Genomic DNA, 17,262 nt, shown 5'->3' with positions numbered 1-17,262 from the left:
CAAACAACAGTGTTGTGTGCCTGGTGGAGCAACCATTTTTCAACCCAGACCTATGCGACGAGGTTTATCACCATGGCACTGACACGCGAACAGCAAATTGCAGCCCTTGAGAAAGACTGGGCCGAAAACCCACGCTGGAAAGGCGTGACTCGCGATTACTCCGCTGCTGACGTGGTCCGCCTGCGCGGCTCGGTTCAACCCGAGCACACCTTTGCAAAAATGGGTGCCGACAAGCTGTGGAAACTGGTGACACAGGGCGCACACCCGTCCTTCCGTCCTGAGAAAGATTTCGTCAACTGCATGGGCGCCCTGACCGGGGGCCAAGCGGTACAACAGGTTAAAGCCGGTATCCAGGCTATCTACCTGTCGGGTTGGCAAGTGGCGGCAGACAACAACTCTGCCGAATCCATGTACCCGGATCAGTCGCTGTACCCGGTGGACTCCGTTCCAACCGTGGTCAAGCGCATCAACAACTCATTCCGTCGTGCCGACCAGATTCAGTGGAAAGCCGGTAAAAACCCGGGCGACCAGGGTTATATCGACTACTTCGCACCGATCGTGGCTGACGCTGAAGCCGGTTTCGGCGGCGTACTCAACGCTTACGAGCTGATGAAAAGCATGATCGAAGCGGGCGCTGCAGGCGTTCACTTCGAAGACCAGCTGGCCTCGGTGAAAAAATGCGGTCACATGGGCGGCAAGGTACTGGTTCCGACCCAGGAAGCTGTGCAAAAACTGACAGCAGCACGTCTGGCAGCTGACGTTGCCGGTACGCCGACCATCATTCTGGCTCGTACCGACGCCAACGCGGCTGACCTGCTGACTTCCGATTGCGACCCGTACGACCAGCCATTCGTGACTGGCGAGCGCACCAAGGAAGGCTTCTATAAAGTACGTGCCGGCCTTGATCAAGCCATTGCCCGTGGCCTGGCTTACGCGCCGTATGCCGACCTGATCTGGTGCGAAACCGCCAAGCCGGATCTGGAAGAAGCGCGTCGCTTTGCCGAAGCAATCAAAAAGGAATACCCGGACCAGTTGCTGTCGTACAACTGCTCGCCTTCCTTCAACTGGAAGAAAAACCTGGACGACGCGACCATCGCCAAATTCCAGCGCGAGCTGTCGGCAATGGGCTACAAACACCAGTTCATCACCCTGGCGGGTATCCACAACATGTGGCACAGCATGTTCAACCTGGCGCACGACTACGCCCGCAACGACATGACCGCCTACGTGAAACTGCAAGAGCAGGAATTTGCTGACGCAGCCAAAGGCTACACCTTTGTGGCGCACCAGCAGGAAGTGGGCACTGGCTACTTCGACGACATGACCACCGTGATCCAGGGTGGTTCGTCTTCGGTTACCGCCCTGACCGGCTCTACAGAAGAAGAACAGTTCCACTGATAATGGAACCACGGCCATTGCCCAGCCTGTAAAGAACAAACGCAATGCCATGCCCATGACGCCCCGACTGGTTCGGGGCGTTTTTTGCCCGGCGACTTGTTCACCCCTCCCCTGTGGGAGCGGGCTTGCTCGCGATGGCATCACCGCGCCTGCCTGGAGGACCGAGTTATCAGCATCGCGAGCAAGCCCGCTCCCACAGAAAGACATCCCGCTGCCCTGCCCATCCGACAAAACACTGACCCAGATCCATGCTTCGATCGCCAGACCGGGTTAAAAAGCCAAGTTCCAAACTTGCTAACAGCGCTTATATAAGCCAAGTTCTACAAGCCTGCGACATAGCGACACAACAAATAACCACTCAAACGATATTAATTATCATTACGAGTTGCTTTTGTTGAATACATGAACACTGAAAAACAAACACTGAAAAACGCTGTAACGCCCACAGTTCAAGGCCTGCATAGACATTGATGGAGGTTCTACAACTAAAGGACTGAATTAATTCATCTTAGAAAATTTACTTGCTGGGTGTTTAGCCATAAAATCCCGGCAATCAATAGCACTGCGACATAACGTCACTGCTTTATCACCTTTTCTAGCTCAGAGACCTTTGCTCTCTGTTAAGGATTTCCAGCATGCCCGAAGCGACAGGACTCATAGCCCACAACTGGGGCTTTGCCATTTTCCTTCTCGGCGTTGTCGGCCTCTGTGCCTTCATGCTTGGCGTCTCCAGCCTCCTTGGGTCAAAAGCCTGGGGTCGCAGCAAAAATGAACCGTTCGAGTCCGGCATGCTACCTACCGGTGGCGCCCGCTTGCGGCTCTCAGCCAAATTCTATCTGGTCGCGATGCTGTTCGTGATCTTCGATATCGAAGCCCTCTTTCTCTTTGCCTGGTCTGTGTCTGTTCGCGAAAGCGGCTGGACCGGATTCGTCGAAGCTCTCGTTTTCATAGCAATTCTGTTGGCAGGCCTTGTCTACCTATTTCGGGTGGGTGCTCTTGATTGGGCACCGGAAGCTCGTCGTAAGCGGCAGGCCAAGCTGAAACAATGAGGCTTTGGCGATGCAATACGAACTCACCAGGATCGACCCGGATGCTCCTAACGAGCAATACCCGATCGGCACACGGGAAACCGTTGCCGATCCGTTAGAAGATCAAGTCCACAAAAACATTTTCATGGGCAAGCTCGAAGACGTGCTGAACGGCACGGTCAACTGGGGACGTAAAAATTCCCTGTGGCCGTACAACTTCGGCCTGTCGTGCTGCTATGTGGAAATGACCACCGCCTTCACGGCGCCCCACGACATCGCGCGCTTTGGCGCCGAGGTTATCCGGGCTTCGCCGCGTCAGGCGGATTTCATGGTTATTGCCGGGACCTGCTTTATCAAGATGGCGCCGATCATCCAGCGTCTCTACGAGCAAATGCTTGAACCTAAATGGGTCATTTCCATGGGTTCGTGCGCCAACTCCGGTGGCATGTACGACATCTACTCCGTGGTTCAAGGGGTCGACAAGTTCTTGCCTGTGGACGTTTACGTACCCGGCTGCCCGCCCCGCCCTGAGGCTTTTCTGCAAGGCTTGATGCTCTTGCAAGAGTCGATTGGCCAGGAGCGTCGCCCACTTTCCTGGGTCGTTGGCGAACAAGGCGTGTACCGCGCCGAGATGCCATCGCAAAAGGAACAGCGCCGCGAACAGCGTATTCAGGTAACCAACCTGCGCAGCCCCGACGAAGTCTGATCCAGCGCCGTTTCTACTCAATAGAACGAATCACTGGCTTCATTCTTTACGTTGACCGAAAGCGATAAAAAACCATGACTGCAGGCTCCGCTCTGTACATCCCGCCTTACAAGGCTGACGACCAAGATGTGGTTGTCGAACTCAACACCCGTTTTGGCCCTGAGGCGTTCACCGCCCAGGCCACGCGCACCGGCATGCCGGTGCTTTGGGTTAGCCGCGCAAAACTGGTCGAAGTACTGACCTTCCTGCGCAACCTGCCAAAACCCTACGTCATGCTCTATGACCTGCACGGTGTGGACGAACGTCTGCGTACCAAGCGTCAGGGCCTGCCATCGGGTGCAGACTTCACCGTCTTCTACCACCTGATGTCGCTGGAACGTAACAGCGACGTCATGATCAAGGTGGCCCTGTCTGAAAAAGACCTGAGTGTCCCTACCGTGACCGGTATCTGGCCGAACGCCAACTGGTACGAGCGTGAAGTCTGGGACATGTTCGGCATCGATTTCAAAGGCCACCCGCACCTGTCGCGCATCATGATGCCGCCGACCTGGGAAGGTCACCCGCTGCGCAAGGACTTCCCGGCCCGTGCTACCGAGTTCGATCCGTACAGCCTGACCCTGGCCAAGGTGCAGCTGGAAGAGGAAGCCGCGCGCTTCCGCCCGGAAGACTGGGGCATGAAACGCTCCGGTGAAAACGAGGACTACATGTTCCTCAACCTGGGGCCGAACCACCCTTCGGCTCACGGTGCCTTCCGCATCATCCTGCAGCTGGACGGTGAAGAGATCGTCGACTGCGTGCCTGACGTCGGTTACCACCACCGTGGCGCCGAGAAAATGGCCGAACGCCAGTCCTGGCACAGCTTCATCCCGTACACCGACCGTATCGACTACCTCGGCGGCGTGATGAACAACCTGCCGTACGTGCTCTCGGTCGAGAAGCTGGCCGGTATCAAAGTGCCTGACCGGGTCGACACCATCCGCATCATGATGGCCGAATTCTTCCGTATCACCAGCCACCTGCTGTTCCTGGGTACCTATATCCAGGACGTGGGCGCCATGACCCCGGTGTTCTTCACGTTCACCGACCGTCAGCGCGCTTACAAGGTGATCGAGGCCATCACCGGTTTCCGTCTGCACCCGGCCTGGTACCGCATCGGCGGCGTTGCCCACGACCTGCCGAACGGCTGGGATCGCCTGGTCAAGGAGTTCATCGACTGGATGCCCAAGCGTCTGGACGAGTACCAGAAAGCTGCTCTGGACAACAGCATCCTGCGTGGTCGTACCATCGGCGTTGCCGCCTACAACACCAAAGAGGCCCTGGAATGGGGCGTCACCGGTGCCGGCCTGCGCTCCACCGGTTGTGACTTCGATATCCGCAAGGCGCGCCCGTATTCCGGCTACGAGAACTTCGAATTCGAAGTCCCGCTGGCAGCCAACGGCGATGCCTACGATCGTTGCATCGTGCGCGTCGAAGAAATGCGCCAGAGCCTGAAAATCATCGAGCAGTGCATGCGCAACATGCCGGCCGGCCCGTACAAGGCGGATCACCCGCTGACCACACCGCCGCCTAAAGAACGCACGCTGCAGCATATCGAGACCTTGATCACGCACTTCCTGCAAGTTTCGTGGGGCCCGGTGATGCCGGCCAACGAATCCTTCCAGATGATCGAAGCGACCAAGGGCATCAACAGTTATTACCTGACGAGCGATGGCGGCACCATGAGCTACCGCACCCGGATTCGCACCCCAAGCTTCCCGCACCTGCAACAGATCCCTTCGGTGATCAAAGGTGAAATGGTCGCGGACTTGATTGCGTACCTGGGTAGTATCGATTTCGTTATGGCCGACGTGGACCGCTAAGCATGAACAGCACGCTTATCCAGACAGACCGTTTCGCCCTGAGCGAAACCGAGCGCTCGGCCATCGAGCATGAGATGCATCACTACGAAGACCCGCGCGCGGCGTCGATCGAAGCCCTGAAGATCGTTCAGAAGGAACGCGGCTGGGTGCCGGACGGCGCGATTTACGCCATCGGCGAACTGCTGGGCATCCCTGCCAGCGACGTTGAAGGCGTGGCTACGTTCTACAGCCAGATCTTCCGTCAGCCGGTCGGCCGCCACATCATCCGCGTGTGCGACAGCATGGTCTGCTACATCGGTGGCCACGAATCCGTGGTCGGCGAAATCCAGAACAAGCTGGGCATCGGCCTCGGTCAGACCACCCCGGACGGCCGCTTTACGCTGCTGCCGGTGTGCTGCCTGGGCAACTGCGACAAGGCGCCGGCGTTGATGATCGACGACGACACATTCGGTGACGTGCAGCCTGCTGGCGTCGCCACGTTGTTGGAGGCCTACCCATGAGCCTGACTTCTTTCGGCCCTGCCAACCTGATCAAGCGTTCGGCAGAAACCCACCCCCTGACCTGGCGTCTGCGTGACGACGGCGAGCCGGTATGGCTTGACGAGTACCAGGCCAAGGACGGCTACGCCGCTGCGCGCAAGGCCTTCGCCGACATGGCCCAGGACGATATCGTCCAGACCGTGAAAGACGCCGGCCTCAAGGGTCGCGGCGGTGCCGGCTTCCCGACGGGTGTGAAGTGGGGGCTGATGCCCAAAGACGAATCCATGAACATCCGTTACCTGTTGTGTAACGCCGATGAAATGGAACCCAACACCTGGAAAGACCGCATGCTGATGGAGCAACTGCCCCATCTGCTGATCGAAGGCATGCTGATCAGTGCCCGCGCACTGAAAACCTACCGCGGCTATATCTTCCTGCGTGGCGAATACACCACTGCAGCGGTGCATCTGCGCCGTGCCGTCGAAGAAGCCAAGGCAGCCGGCCTGCTGGGCAAGAATATCCTCGGTTCGGGTTTCGACTTCGAACTGTTCGTGCACACCGGCGCCGGGCGTTACATCTGCGGTGAAGAAACCGCACTGATCAACTCCCTCGAAGGCCGTCGCGCCAACCCGCGCTCCAAGCCGCCGTTCCCGGCCGCTGTGGGCGTATGGGGCAAGCCGACCTGCGTGAACAACGTGGAAACCCTGTGCAACGTACCGGCCATCATCGGCAACGGCGTTGACTGGTACAAATCCCTCGCCCGCGAAGGCAGCGAAGACCACGGCACCAAGCTGATGGGCTTCTCCGGCAAAGTGAAGAACCCTGGCCTGTGGGAACTGCCATTCGGCGTGACCGCTCGCGAGCTGTTCGAAGACTACGCCGGCGGCATGCGCGACGGCTTCAAGCTCAAGTGCTGGCAGCCAGGCGGCGCCGGTACCGGCTTCCTGTTGCCCGAGCACCTGGACGCACAAATGTATGCCGGCGGCATCGCCAAGGTTGGCACCCGTATGGGTACTGGCCTGGCCATGGCCGTGGACGACAGCGTCAACATGGTCTCCTTGCTGCGCAACATGGAACAGTTCTTTGCCCGTGAGTCGTGCGGCTTCTGCACCCCTTGCCGTGATGGTCTGCCGTGGAGCGTCAAGCTGCTGATGGCGATCGAACACGGCGAAGGTCAGCCTGGCGATATCGAGACCCTGCTGGGTCTGGTCGGTTTCCTCGGCCCTGGCAAGACGTTCTGTGCTCACGCACCGGGCGCCGTGGAACCGTTGGGCAGCGCGATCAAGTACTTCCGTCCAGAGTTCGAAGCCGGTATTGCGCAAGCAAAACCCGGTGTTCCACCTCTGGCACGCCCGATTGTTATCGGCGCGTAACGCTCTGAATGAAGGGGGTCCGTGCCCCCTTCTGATCGTTCGATAACGCCGTAAGGCTGGGTTGCTTCGAACGCATAACAAGATTCCATTAGCCACGCCCGCTGACACCGGGCCAACGAAGACCTTTGAACCATGGCCACTATCCACGTAGACGGCAAAGATCTCGAAGTCGATGGGGCAGACAACCTGTTACAGGCATGTCTGTCGCTGGGCCTCGATATCCCGTATTTCTGCTGGCACCCTGCCCTGGGCAGTGTTGGCGCCTGCCGCCAATGCGCCGTCAAGCAGTACACCGACGAGAACGACAAGCGTGGTCGTATCGTCATGTCATGCATGACTCCGGCCACCGACGGTAGCTGGATTTCCATCGACGACGAAGAAGCGAAAGTGTTTCGCGCCAGCGTTGTTGAATGGCTGATGACCAACCACCCGCACGACTGTCCTGTGTGCGAAGAGGGCGGCCACTGCCATCTGCAAGACATGACCGTGATGACCGGCCACAACGAGCGCCGTTATCGCTTCACCAAGCGTACTCACCAGAACCAGGAACTCGGCCCGTTCATTTCCCACGAAATGAACCGCTGCATCGCCTGCTATCGCTGTGTGCGTTTCTATAAAGACTACGCGGGCGGCACTGACCTCGGTGTATTCGGCGCCCACGACAACGTGTACTTCGGTCGCGTTGAAGACGGCGTGCTCGAAAGCGAGTTCTCGGGCAACCTCACAGAAGTCTGCCCGACCGGTGTGTTCACCGACAAAACTCACTCCGAGCGTTACAACCGCAAATGGGACATGCAGTTTGCACCAAGCATCTGCCACGGTTGTTCCAGCGGCTGCAACATCAGCCCGGGCGAGCGTTACGGTGAACTGCGTCGCATCGAAAACCGTTTCAACGGTTCGGTTAACCAGTACTTCCTGTGTGACCGTGGCCGTTTTGGCTATGGCTACGTCAACCGCACCGACCGCCCACGTCAGCCATTGTTGGCCGACGGCAGCAAACTGAGCGTTGACGCTGCACTGGATAAAGCCGCCGATCTGTTGCGCGGTCGTAACATCGTCGGTATCGGATCGCCGCGCGCCTGCCTCGAAAGCAACTACGCGTTGCGCGAGCTGGTCGGTGCCGAGCACTTCTACTCGGGTATCGAAGCCGGTGAGCTGGAGCGCATCCGCCTGGTGCTGCAAGTCTTGAAAGACAGCCCGCTGCCCGTCCCGAACATGCGCGAGATCGAAGATCACGACGCCATCTTCGTACTGGGTGAAGACCTGACCCAGACCGCCGCCCGTATGGCGCTGTCGCTGCGTCAGTCGGTCAAGGGCAAAGCTGAAGAAATGGCCGACGCCATGCGCGTTCAGCCGTGGCTCGACGCTGCGGTGAAAAACATCGGTCAGCACGCGCTGAACCCGCTGTTTATTGCCAGCCTGGCTGAAACCAAGCTCGACGACGTGGCTGAAGAATGCGTACACGCTGCGCCGGATGACCTGGCCCGTATCGGTTTCGCCGTGGCTCACGCCATCGACGCCAGCGCCCCTGCCGTTGCCGGCCTGGACGCTGAAGCCCTGGAGCTGGCCAAACGCATCGCCGACGCCCTGCTTGCAGCCAAACGCCCATTGATCATTGCCGGTACCTCGCTGGGCTCCAAGGCCCTGATCGAAGCCGCAGGTAACATCGCCAAGGCGCTGCACCTGCGTGAGAAAGCCGGCTCCATCAGCCTGGTCGTGCCGGAAGCCAACAGCCTCGGTCTGGCCATGCTCGGCGGCGAATCGGTAGACGCTGCATTGCAAGCAGTGATCGACGGTAAAGCAGACGCCATCGTGGTACTGGAAAACGATCTGTTTACCCGTGTCGATGCGGTCAAGGTCAACGCAGCACTGGACGCGGCCAAAGTGGTGATCGTTGCCGATCATCAGAAGACCGCAACCACCGACCGTGCCGATCTGGTTCTGCCAGCGGCAAGCTTTGCTGAAGGCGACGGTACGTTGGTGAGTCAGGAAGGTCGTGCCCAACGCTTCTTCCAGGTGTTCGAGCCGCGCTACCTCGATTCGAGCAACTTGATCCACGAAGGCTGGCGCTGGTTGCACGCCCTGCGCAGCACCCTGCTGAACAAGGCGGTTGACTGGACCCTGCTCGATCACGTGACACAGCAAACAGCGGCAAGCACGCCAGAACTGGCCGGCATCGTTGATGCGGCACCGTCGGCAGCATTCCGTATCAAAGGCATGAAGCTGGCGCGCGAACCTTTGCGCTACAGCGGCCGTACTGCCATGCGCGCCAATATCAGCGTGCACGAACCGCGCACCCCGCAAGACCCGGACACCGCATTCGCCTTCTCCATGGAAGGTTACTCGGGCTCCGTCGAACCGCGCCAACAAGTGCCGTTCGCCTGGTCGCCGGGCTGGAACTCGCCACAAGCCTGGAACAAGTTCCAGGACGAAGTGGGTGGTCATATCCGTGCGGGCGACCCGGGCATCCGCCTGATCGAAAGCAAGGGCGACTCGCTGAATTGGTTCGCCAGCATTCCGGGCGCGTTCAACCCGGCTCGCGGCACCTGGCAAGTCGTGCCGTTCTACCATCTGCTGGGCAGCGAAGAGAACTCTTCGAAAGCCGCACCGGTGCAAGAACGCATTCCAGCCGCTTATATCGCACTGGCCAAATCCGAAGCCGACCGCCTGGGTGTCAACGATGGCGCCCTGCTCAGCCTCAACGTTGCCGGTGTGACCCTACGTCTGCCACTGCGTATCAATGAAGAGCTGGGTGCAGGCCTGGTAGCACTGCCAGCAGGCCTGGCCGGTATCCCGCCAGCGATCTTTGGCCTTACCGTTGACGGTTTGCAGGAGGCAGCCCAATGACCTGGTTTACGCCTGAAGTGATCGACGTGATTATCTCGGTGGTCAAAGCCGTGGTAATCCTGCTCGCCGTAGTGGTGTGCGGCGCGCTGCTGAGCTGGGTTGAACGTCGCCTGCTGGCCCTGTGGCAGGACCGTTACGGTCCGAACCGCGTGGGCCCGTTCGGTGCGTTCCAGATCGCAGCCGACATGATCAAGATGTTCTTCAAGGAAGACTGGACCCCACCGTTTGCCGACAAGGCGATTTTCACCCTGGCGCCGGTTGTGGCCATGAGTGCCTTGCTGATCGCCTTTGCGATTATCCCGATCACCCCGACCTGGGGCGTGGCGGATCTGAACGTCGGTATCCTGTTCTTCTTCGCCATGGCCGGTCTGTCGGTCTATGCGGTGCTGTTCGCCGGCTGGTCGAGCAACAACAAGTTCGCCCTTCTGGGTGCCTTGCGTGCCTCGGCGCAAACCGTGTCCTACGAAGTGTTCATGGGCCTGGCGCTGATGGGCATCGTGGTGCAGGTTGGCTCGTTCAACATGCGCGACATCGTTGAATATCAAGCGCAGAACCTGTGGTTCATCATCCCGCAGATCTTCGGTTTCCTGACCTTCTTTATCGCTGGCGTGGCCGTGACTCACCGTCACCCCTTCGACCAGCCGGAAGCGGAACAGGAACTGGCCGATGGTTACCACATTGAATACGCCGGCATGAAATGGGGCATGTTCTTCGTGGGTGAGTACATCGGGATCGTGTTGATCTCGGCGTTGCTGGTGACTTTGTTCTTCGGTGGCTGGCACGGACCTTTCGGTCTGCTGCCCCAGATTCCGTTTATCTGGTTCGCTCTGAAGACCGCGTTTTTCATCATGATCTTCATCCTGCTGCGCGCTTCCATTCCGCGCCCACGGTATGACCAAGTGATGGACTTCAGCTGGAAGTTCTGCCTGCCGCTGACCCTGATCAATCTGCTGGTGACCGCCGCAGTCGTGTTGTTGAACACGCCTGCCGGCGCGGTTCAGTGAGGATAGAGACCCATGTTCAAGTATCTGTTTGACATCGTGCATGGCACCTACACCCAGCTTCGCAGCTTGGTGATGGTGTTTGGCCATGCCTTCCGCAAGCGTGACACGCTGCAGTATCCGGAAGAACCGGTGTACTTGCCGCCGCGCTACCGTGGCCGGATTGTCCTGACCCGCGACCCGGACGGCGAAGAGCGCTGTGTAGCCTGCAACCTGTGCGCCGTGGCGTGCCCGGTCGGCTGCATCTCGCTGCAAAAAGCCGAAACCGAAGATGGCCGTTGGTACCCGGAGTTCTTCCGCATCAACTTCTCACGCTGCATTTTTTGCGGCCTGTGTGAGGAAGCCTGCCCGACCACCGCGATCCAGCTGACACCGGATTTCGAGATGGCCGAGTTCAAACGTCAGGATCTGGTGTACGAGAAAGAAGATCTGCTGATCTCCGGTCCCGGTAAGAACCCTGATTACAACTTCTATCGTGTTGCGGGTATGGCCGTGGAAGGCAAGCCGAAAGGCGCTGCCCAGAACGAAGCCGAGCCGATCAACGTGAAGAGCTTGCTGCCTTAAGGAAGAACGATGGAATTCGCTTTCTATTTCGCATCGGGTGTCGCTGTCGTGTCCACGCTACGCGTGATCACCAACACCAACCCTGTGCACGCCCTGCTCTACCTGATTATTTCGCTGATTGCCGTGGCGATGACGTTCTTTAGCCTGGGCGCACCCTTTGCCGGTGTGCTCGAAGTGATCGCCTACGCCGGTGCCATCATGGTGCTGTTTGTGTTCGTGGTGATGATGCTCAACCAGGGCCCCGCCTCGGTGACGCAAGAACGCCACTGGCTCAAGCCGGGCATCTGGATCGGGCCGAGCATTCTGTCCGCCATCCTGCTGGCCGAATTGCTGTACGTGCTGTTCGCTCACCCGAGCGGTGCGGCAATCGGTCAAACCACCATCGATGCAAAAGCCGTGGGCATCAGCCTGTTCGGTCCGTATCTGCTGGTGGTCGAACTCGCCTCGATGCTGCTGCTTGCTGCAGCTGTGACGGCGTTCCACTTGGGCCGCACTGAGGCGAAGGAGCAATAACATGCCAGGAATACCTCTCGAACATGGTTTGGCCGTTGCCGGCATCCTGTTCTGCCTCGGTCTGGTTGGCCTGATGGTACGTCGCAACATTCTCTTCGTATTGATGAGTCTGGAAATCATGATGAACGCCGCTGCTCTGGCCTTCATCGTTGCCGGTGCACGCTGGGCGCAGCCGGATGGACAGGTCATGTTCATCCTGGTGATCACCCTGGCAGCCGCCGAGGCCAGTATCGGCCTGGCGATCCTGCTGCAGCTGTATCGCCGCTTCCATACGCTTGATATCGATGCTGCCAGTGAGATGCGCGGATGAACCTTCTCTTTCTGACTTTCGTATTCCCCCTGATCGGCTTTTTGCTGCTGTCGTTCTCCCGTGGACGCTTCAGCGAAAACCTCTCGGCGCTGATCGGCGTCGGCTCCATTGGCCTGTCGGCCATCGTGGCCGCGTTTGTGATCTGGCAATTCAATGTCGCACCACCACCGGGCGGCGAGTACACCCAGGTACTGTGGCAGTGGATCTCGGTAGAAGGCTTCAAGCCCAACTTCGCCCTGCACCTGGACGGCCTGTCGGTCACCATGCTCGGTGTCGTGGTCGGCGTGGGCTTTCTGATCCATGTCTTCGCCTCGTGGTACATGCGCGGTGAAGACGGCTACTCGCGTTTCTTTGCCTACACCAACCTGTTTATCGCCAGCATGCTGTTCCTGATCCTGGCCGATAACCTGCTGTTCGTGTACTTCGGCTGGGAAGGCGTGGGCCTGTGCTCGTACCTGTTGATCGGTTTCTACTACAGCAACCGCAACAACGGCAACGCGGCACTCAAAGCCTTTATCGTGACCCGTGTCGGCGACGTGTTCCTGGCCATCGGCCTGTTTATCCTGTTCCAGCAACTGGGCACGCTGAACATCAAGGAACTGCTGGTGCTGGCACCGCAGAAGTTCCAGGCCGGTGATTTCTGGATCGTGCTGGCAACCCTGATGCTGCTGGGTGGTGCTGTCGGTAAATCCGCGCAACTGCCGCTGCAAACCTGGCTGGCAGACGCGATGGCCGGCCCTACCCCGGTTTCGGCACTGATCCACGCCGCAACCATGGTAACCGCCGGTGTGTACCTGATTGCCCGTACCCACGGCCTGTTCACCCTGGCACCTGAAGTGCTGCACCTGGTGGGCATCGTCGGCGGTGTGACCCTGGTACTGGCCGGTTTCGCCGCACTGGTACAAACCGACATCAAACGTATCCTTGCCTACTCGACCATGAGCCAGATCGGCTACATGTTCCTGGCATTGGGCGTGGGTGCCTGGGACGGCGCGATCTTCCACCTGATGACCCACGCCTTCTTCAAGGCGCTGCTGTTCCTTGCCTCCGGTGCGGTCATCGTTGCCTGCCATCACGAGCAGAACATCTTCAAGATGGGCGGCCTGTGGAAAAAACTGCCATTGGCCTACGCCAGCTTTATCGTCGGTGGCGCGGCGCTGTCTGCCTTGCCATTGCTGACGGCCGGTTTCTACTCCAAGGACGAAATCCTCTGGGAAGCCTTCGCCAGCGGTAACAACGAACTGTTGTATGCCGGTCTGGTCGGTGCGTTCATGACCTCGCTGTACACCTTCCGCCTGATCTTCGTCACGTTCCACGGTGAAGCCAAGACTGAAGCCCATGCAGGCCACGGCGTGACCTACTGGCTGCCACTGAGCGTGCTGATCGTACTGTCGACTTTTATCGGCGCCATGATCACCCCGCCACTGGCCGGTGTACTGCCACAAAGCGTTGGCCATGCTGGCGGTGAAGCCAAGCACAGCCTGGAAATCGCCTCGGGTGCCATCGCCCTGGCCGGTATCCTGCTGGCTGCCCTGCTGTACCTGGGCAAGCGTCGCTTTGTAAGCGCCGTCGCCAACAGCGGCATCGGTCGCTTCCTGTCAGCCTGGTGGTTCGCTGCCTGGGGCTTCGACTGGCTGTACGACAAACTGTTCGTCAAACCGTACCTGTTGATCTGCCGCTTGCTGGCCAAAGATCCTCTGGACCAGACCATTGGTTTGATCCCGAAGATGGCCAAGGCCGGGCATAACGCCCTGAGCCGCAGCGAAACCGGTCAACTGCGTTGGTACGCTGCATCCATGGCCGCCGGTGCTGTACTGGTCATGGGCGCCATCGTGCTGGTAGCGGTCTGATATGAACCTTCGACTTTGCGAAAGGAATTGAGCCCGTCATGATTCTGCCTTGGCTAATCCTGATCCCCTTTATCGGCGGCCTGCTGTGCTGGCTGGGTGAGCGCTTCGGCTCTACCCTGCCACGCTGGATTGCGTTGCTGACCATGTCCCTTGAGCTTGCCCTCGGCCTTTGGCTGTGGTCCCAGGGGAACTACTCATTTGCACCGGCGCCTGGCGCCGACCCGACCTGGGCCCTTGAGTTCCAGCACACCTGGATTGCCCGCTTCGGTATCAGCGTGCACCTGGCGCTGGACGGCCTGTCGCTGCTGATGATCCTGCTCACCGGCTTGCTCGGTGTGCTGTCGGTGCTGTGTTCGTGGAAAGAAATTCAGCGTCACGTGGGCTTCTTCCACCTGAACCTGATGTGGATCCTGGGCGGTGTGGTTGGCGTGTTCCTCGCCATCGACCTGTTCATGTTCTTCTTCTTCTGGGAAATGATGCTGGTGCCGATGTATTTCCTCATCGCGCTCTGGGGTCATAGCTCGTCGGACGGCAAGAAAACCCGTATCTACGCCGCCACCAAGTTCTTCATCTTCACTCAGGCTTCCGGCCTGATCATGCTGGTGGCGATCCTGGGTCTGGTGCTGGTCAACTTCAACAACACCGGCGTGATTACCTTCAGCTACGCCGAGTTGCTGAAAACCAAGATGTCGCTCACCACCGAGTACATCCTGATGCTGGGCTTCTTCATTGCTTTCGCCGTGAAGCTGCCGGTCGTACCGTTCCACTCCTGGCTGCCGGATGCTCACGCACAGGCACCTACCGCAGGTTCTGTGGACCTGGCCGGTATCCTGTTGAAGACCGCTGCGTATGGTTTGCTGCGTTTCGCCTTGCCGCTGTTCCCGAATGCCTCGGCCGAGTTTGCGCCGATCGCCATGACCCTGGGTCTGATCGGGATTTTCTACGGTGCTTTCCTGGCGTTCGCACAAACCGATATCAAGCGTCTGATCGCGTTCTCCAGCGTTTCCCATATGGGTTTCGTGCTGATCGGTATCTACTCCGGCAGCCAGCTGGCCCTGCAAGGCGCCGTGATCCAGATGTTGGCCCACGGTGTTTCGGCAGCTGCGCTGTTTATCCTCAGCGGCCAGTTGTATGAGCGTCTGCATACCCGTGACATGCGTGAAATGGGTGGTTTGTGGTCCAAGATCGCTTACCTGCCGGCCATTAGCCTGTTCTTCGCGGCGGCGTCCCTGGGCTTGCCGGGCACCGGCAACTTTGTCGGCGAGTTCCTGATCCTGATTGGCTCGTTTGCCAGCTTCCCTTGGGTCACCGCGATCGCCACAACCGGCCTGGTGTTTGGTTCGGTCTACTCGCTGATCATGATTCACCGTGCCTACTTCGGCCCATCCAAATCGGACGATGTACTGGCCGGTATGGATGCACGTGAACTGATCATGGTGCTCGGTCTGGCGGTACTGCTGGTGTTTATCGGCGTGTACCCACAACCGTTCCTCGATACCTCCGCTGCGACCATGCATGGCGTGCAGCAATGGCTCGGCACCGCCTTCACTCAACTCGCTTCGGCCCGGTAAGAGCGCTATGGAATTCACGATCCAACACTTTATCGCGCTTGCTCCACTGCTGATTACCAGCCTCACCGTTGTTGTGGTGATGCTGGCAATCGCGTGGCGCCGCAACCATTCACAGACCTTCCTGCTTTCGGTGGCGGGTCTTAACCTGGCCCTGTTGTCGATCTTCCCGGCGTTGAAAGTTGTACCACTGGCTGTCACCCCGCTGTTGATGATGGACAACTTCGCCTATCTGTATATCGGCCTGATCCTGGTCGCGACCCTGGCCTGCGTCACCCTGGCGCACGCCTACCTGGGTGAAGGCGGCACGGGCTATCCGGGCAACCGCGAAGAGCTGTACCTGCTGATGCTGCTGGCAGCGACCGGCGGTATTGTGCTGGTCAGCGCGCAACACCTGGCCGGTTTGTTTATCGGTCTGGAACTGCTCTCGGTACCGGTTTACGGCCTCGTGGCCTATGCCTTCTTCAACAAGCGCTCCCTGGAAGCCGGCATCAAGTACATGGTGCTGTCGGCAGCCGGTTCCGCGTTCCTGTTGTTCGGCATGGCCTTGCTGTACGCCGAAGCCGGCAGCTTGAGCTTCAGCGGTATCGGTCACGCCCTGGCGGCCACTGGCGCTCCTAGCGCCATTGCCCAACTGGGCCTGGGCATGATGCTGGTGGGCCTGGCCTTCAAACTGTCGCTGGTGCCTTTCCACCTGTGGACGCCGGACGTATACGAAGGTGCTCCGGCGCCGGTCGCCGCGTTCCTGGCTACCGCGTCGAAAGTTGCCGTGTTTGCCGTGATGGTGCGTCTGTTCCAGATCACCCCATCGGCAACCACCGGTGTGATGAGCGATGTCCTGACCGTGATCGCGATTGCCTCGATCCTGTTCGGTAACTTGCTGGCACTGACCCAGAACAACCTCAAGCGTCTGCTGGGTTACTCGTCCATCGCTCACTTTGGCTACCTGCTGATCGCCCTGGTGGCGAGCAAGGGCATGGCCATGGAAGCCATCGGCGTGTACCTGATCACCTATGTGCTGACCAGCCTGGGTGCATTCGGTGTGATCACGTTGATGTCCTCGCCGTACAAAGGCCGTGACGCCGACGCCCTGTACGAGTACCGCGGCCTGTTCTGGCGTCGTCCGTACCTGACTGCGGTGATGACCGTGATGATGCTGTCGCTGGCGGGTATCCCGCTGACCGCCGGCTTTATCGGCAAGTTCTACATCATTGCCACCGGTGTTGAAGCTCACCAATGGTGGCTGGTGGGTTCCCTGATCCTGGGTAGCGCCATTGGCGTGTTCTACTACCTGCGTGTGATGGTGACCCTGTACCTGGTCGAGCCGAAACTGCATCGCCACGATGCACCGCTGAACTGGGAACAGAAAGCGGGCGGCGTGATGCTGCTGGCGGTCTCGGTACTGGTGTTCTTCCTGGGTGTCTACCCGCAGCCGATGCTGCAGCTGGTGCAACAGGCAACCCTGGGCCTGGTTGGCTAAGCGTTAGCGGCTGTACCCAAAACCCCGTGGAGGCCTGGCCTTCACGGGGTTTTTTGTTGCACCACAAATCATGTGGAAGTTGTAAATACTCAGGATTTCTATGCGACGCTAAACCTGTGGGAGCTGGCTTGCCTGCGATGCAGACGGCGCGGTGTTACGGTAAGTAAACGTTGCAAAACAACTGACCCACAGCGTACATATCCAGCATCTGTAGTGGTCTAATGAAACCGGACACCCATTTAGGCGAGAATGCTCGCCAGATCGAGGTGTCAGATGACCAAACAAC

General features: G+C 59.0%; 14 protein-coding genes. All 14 read left to right on the top strand.

Annotation, left to right across the window (positions count from 1 at the left end):
* Positions 1 to 72 precede the first annotated feature (72 nt).
* The 14 genes from aceA to nuoN all read left to right on the top strand — a co-directional run bounded on the left by aceA (position 73) and on the right by nuoN (position 16,976).
* The gene (gene aceA, locus GHN92_RS14330; RefSeq protein ID WP_048365296.1) at positions 73 to 1,398 is read left to right on the top strand and encodes an isocitrate lyase; all 1,326 of its coding nucleotides are present in this window, start codon (positions 73 to 75) and stop codon (positions 1,396 to 1,398) included.
* A gap of 635 nt (positions 1,399 to 2,033) precedes the next feature.
* Complete coding sequence (locus tag GHN92_RS14325; protein WP_003446990.1) at positions 2,034 to 2,447, top strand: NADH-quinone oxidoreductase subunit A; 414 nt, start codon at positions 2,034 to 2,036, stop codon at positions 2,445 to 2,447.
* Positions 2,448 to 2,457: 10 nt separating this feature from the next.
* The gene (locus GHN92_RS14320; RefSeq protein WP_016780200.1) at positions 2,458 to 3,132 is read left to right on the top strand and encodes an NADH-quinone oxidoreductase subunit B family protein; all 675 of its coding nucleotides are present in this window, start codon (positions 2,458 to 2,460) and stop codon (positions 3,130 to 3,132) included.
* A 74-nt stretch (positions 3,133 to 3,206) separates the two neighbouring features.
* Positions 3,207 to 4,991 carry an NADH-quinone oxidoreductase subunit C/D gene (nuoC, locus tag GHN92_RS14315; RefSeq protein ID WP_095003300.1) on the top strand — a complete coding sequence of 595 codons (1,785 nt, stop codon included), beginning with the start codon at positions 3,207 to 3,209 and terminating at the stop codon, positions 4,989 to 4,991.
* A 2-nt stretch (positions 4,992 to 4,993) separates the two neighbouring features.
* A complete protein-coding gene (nuoE, locus tag GHN92_RS14310) occupies positions 4,994 to 5,491 on the top strand; it encodes an NADH-quinone oxidoreductase subunit NuoE (RefSeq protein WP_088379405.1) in 498 nt (165 codons plus the stop codon).
* Positions 5,488 to 6,843: an NADH-quinone oxidoreductase subunit NuoF gene (gene nuoF / locus GHN92_RS14305; RefSeq protein WP_086796175.1), complete on the top strand. Its 1,356-nt coding sequence runs from the start codon at positions 5,488 to 5,490 to the stop codon at positions 6,841 to 6,843. Before nuoE ends, nuoF begins: the two co-directional genes overlap by 4 nt.
* A 132-nt stretch (positions 6,844 to 6,975) precedes the next feature.
* On the top strand, positions 6,976 to 9,690 hold the full coding sequence (gene nuoG / locus GHN92_RS14300; protein WP_153380424.1) for an NADH-quinone oxidoreductase subunit NuoG: 2,715 nt from the start codon (positions 6,976 to 6,978) through the stop codon (positions 9,688 to 9,690).
* Positions 9,687 to 10,694, top strand: coding sequence for an NADH-quinone oxidoreductase subunit NuoH (nuoH, locus tag GHN92_RS14295; protein ID WP_016780195.1), 1,008 nt, complete (start codon positions 9,687 to 9,689; stop codon positions 10,692 to 10,694). Before nuoG ends, nuoH begins: the two co-directional genes overlap by 4 nt.
* 12 nt (positions 10,695 to 10,706) lie before the next feature.
* The gene (nuoI, locus tag GHN92_RS14290) at positions 10,707 to 11,255 is read left to right on the top strand and encodes an NADH-quinone oxidoreductase subunit NuoI (RefSeq protein ID WP_016780194.1); all 549 of its coding nucleotides are present in this window, start codon (positions 10,707 to 10,709) and stop codon (positions 11,253 to 11,255) included.
* 9 nt (positions 11,256 to 11,264) lie between these two features.
* The gene (gene nuoJ / locus GHN92_RS14285) at positions 11,265 to 11,768 is read left to right on the top strand and encodes an NADH-quinone oxidoreductase subunit J (protein WP_019412102.1); all 504 of its coding nucleotides are present in this window, start codon (positions 11,265 to 11,267) and stop codon (positions 11,766 to 11,768) included.
* A 1-nt stretch (position 11,769) separates the two neighbouring features.
* Positions 11,770 to 12,078 (top strand): NADH-quinone oxidoreductase subunit NuoK, encoded by a 309-nt coding sequence (nuoK, locus tag GHN92_RS14280; RefSeq protein WP_019412103.1) that lies wholly within the window; start codon positions 11,770 to 11,772, stop codon positions 12,076 to 12,078.
* Positions 12,075 to 13,928 carry an NADH-quinone oxidoreductase subunit L gene (gene nuoL / locus GHN92_RS14275; protein ID WP_095003302.1) on the top strand — a complete coding sequence of 618 codons (1,854 nt, stop codon included), beginning with the start codon at positions 12,075 to 12,077 and terminating at the stop codon, positions 13,926 to 13,928. Before nuoK ends, nuoL begins: the two co-directional genes overlap by 4 nt.
* A 38-nt stretch (positions 13,929 to 13,966) precedes the next feature.
* Entirely contained in the window at positions 13,967 to 15,499 is a 1,533-nt protein-coding gene (nuoM, locus tag GHN92_RS14270) for an NADH-quinone oxidoreductase subunit M (RefSeq protein WP_095003303.1), read from the top strand.
* 7 nt (positions 15,500 to 15,506) lie between these two features.
* Positions 15,507 to 16,976: an NADH-quinone oxidoreductase subunit NuoN gene (gene nuoN / locus GHN92_RS14265; RefSeq protein ID WP_095003304.1), complete on the top strand. Its 1,470-nt coding sequence runs from the start codon at positions 15,507 to 15,509 to the stop codon at positions 16,974 to 16,976.
* Positions 16,977 to 17,262 lie beyond the last annotated feature (286 nt).

The organism is Pseudomonas sp. FSL R10-2964, from assembly GCF_009600035.1.
GTDB lineage: Bacteria > Pseudomonadota > Gammaproteobacteria > Pseudomonadales > Pseudomonadaceae > Aquipseudomonas > Aquipseudomonas bubulae.
The sequence above is the reverse complement of the archived record's forward strand: the minus strand, read 5'-3'. Positions and strand labels throughout refer to the sequence as shown.